Raw genomic sequence first — 1,133 nt, forward strand, 5'->3', positions numbered from 1 at the left:
CATGCCGAGCGCGCATCGCCGCTACGGCAAGTGGACGCCGGGGGGACTGATCGCGGCCGGCGAGAAGATCGGTCCCGCCACCGCCGCCTTCTTCCAGGCCGTCATCGCTGACCGGCCGCATCCCGAACAGGGCTTTCGCACCTGTCTCGGCATCCTGGCGCTGACCAAGAGCTACGGCAACACGCGCGTCGATGCAGCCTGCCAACGCGGCATCCTCATCAAGGCGCGCTCCGTCGCCTCGATCCGTTCGATCCTCAAGAACGGCCTTGATCGCACGTTCCTCGACGACGCCCCGATCATCAACCTCTGCGCCACGGCAACATCCGCGGTCAGGGCTACTTCCACTGAACCATGGAATTCTCAATGCTCACCCATCCCACCCGTGAACGGCTGATCGCACTCGGCTTGACCGGAATGGCCAAGGCCTTTGAGGAGCAGCGACGATCACCGGATCTCGATGCCCTGTCGTACGAGGAGCGCATCGGCTCTTGTCGATCGCGAAGCCGCCGAGCGCGACACCAAACGGCTCACCACACGCCTCAATTTCGCCGCGCTGCGCCAGAGCGCCTGTGTGGAAGATGTCGATTTGCGCACCCCGCGCGGCATCGACCGCGCCGTCTTTGCCAGGCTCGTCGCCGGCGACTGGATCGACCGCCACGAGAACGTGCTGGTCACCGGCGCAACCGGCCTGGGCAAGAGTTGGATCGCCTGCGCCCTCGGCCACAAGGCCTGCCGCGACAATCGATCGGTGCTCTATCATCGCGCCGCGGATTGTCACGCTGGCGAGGGCGCAGAGACTTTCTTCACGCGCGGCAGCGGCCAGATTTCGCTCAGTTCCTTCGCTGCGGCAACAAGGTCGATCGCGATCGCTTCAAAACGAGACGACGGCATGCGCACAGAGGGGCCAGCAACACTCACGCTTCCCACAGCGGGCCCTTCCTGCCTGTCGGCAATAGGAGTTGCAAGCGCGGTGATGCCGACAACACTTTCGTCGGCAGATACCGCGTAGCCATGTTTCCGCACCCGCTGAAGTTCAACCAAGAGCTCCTGCTCATTCGTAACGCCGGAGCGCGCATAATTGCGAGGGAGAATAAATCCTCGCCGACGGACGTGTGCTTGGGCCTCTGCATCAT

The 1,133-nt window shown here is 63.7% G+C and carries 2 pseudogenes; both read left to right on the forward strand.

Annotated features, from left to right (window positions below):
* Positions 1 to 348: pseudogene (locus EOA33_RS36440) on the forward strand (IS21 family transposase); the annotation flags it as partial.
* Positions 349 to 363: 15 nt separating this feature from the next.
* Positions 364 to 763: pseudogene (locus EOA33_RS36445) on the forward strand (ATP-binding protein); the annotation flags it as partial.
* Positions 764 to 1,133 lie beyond the last annotated feature (370 nt).

The organism is Mesorhizobium sp. M4A.F.Ca.ET.050.02.1.1 (genome assembly GCF_003997725.1).
In the GTDB taxonomy this organism is placed as follows: domain Bacteria; phylum Pseudomonadota; class Alphaproteobacteria; order Rhizobiales; family Rhizobiaceae; genus Mesorhizobium.